1 protein-coding gene is annotated in these 660 nt (G+C 52.3%); it reads left to right on the top strand.

From position 1 onward, the window contains the following. Positions 1 to 59 precede the first annotated feature (59 nt). Positions 60 to 660, top strand: a 601-nt coding sequence (locus tag V0U79_RS13615) for a hypothetical protein (protein ID WP_330200058.1), incomplete at its 3' end; no start/stop codon positions are given.

Raw genomic sequence — 660 nt, 5'->3', positions numbered from 1 at the left:
ACACGTCGACGAGTTTATCGGTGTCGTCTTCATCTATCCGTGCGGGGCGGCCGGTAACGTTGACTGTTGATGTATCCAGCGATGGCGGAACACCCACCGGCCAGGTTCGGATCGAAAGCTGTTCGAGTGAGGGCTACGGCCCCACATATGCTGCTTGTAACTATCAGGCTTTAACCACGCTCAACCTAACCAATGGTCAGGCCACATTCGATACATCAGCGCTCATCGTGAATGGCAGCCACTACGACATCAACATCGAAAGCCTTCATCGTTTCAGAGCCACATATCTGGGTGATCAGGCGTTTTCAGCCAGTCAATCAGATGAGCAGGCCGTTATCGTTCAGATGAACGAGACAGTGGTCGCCCTGACCTCCAACAACAACCCCAGCAGCTTACTAGAAGATGTCACCTTTACCGCCACGGTAACTTCACCCACGTGGGATAATATCGACCTGACTAACAATAATGGCGCTAATGAGCCTCGCATCATCTTTAGAAATAACGGCGTTTTGATTGGCGTCCTTAACTTCAATGGCGGCAACCAAGTCTCGCTGACACTCGACAACTTGCCTGAGGGCGAAAACGACATCTCAGCCCAGTTCATTTACGCGGAAGGACTGTTTGCCCGCTCGCCCGTAACCACCCTCACGCAAACAGTCG

It is taken from the genome of Hyphobacterium lacteum (assembly GCF_036330345.1).
GTDB lineage: Bacteria > Pseudomonadota > Alphaproteobacteria > Caulobacterales > Maricaulaceae > Hyphobacterium > Hyphobacterium lacteum.
The sequence above is the reverse complement of the archived record's forward strand: the minus strand, read 5'-3'. Positions and strand labels throughout refer to the sequence as shown.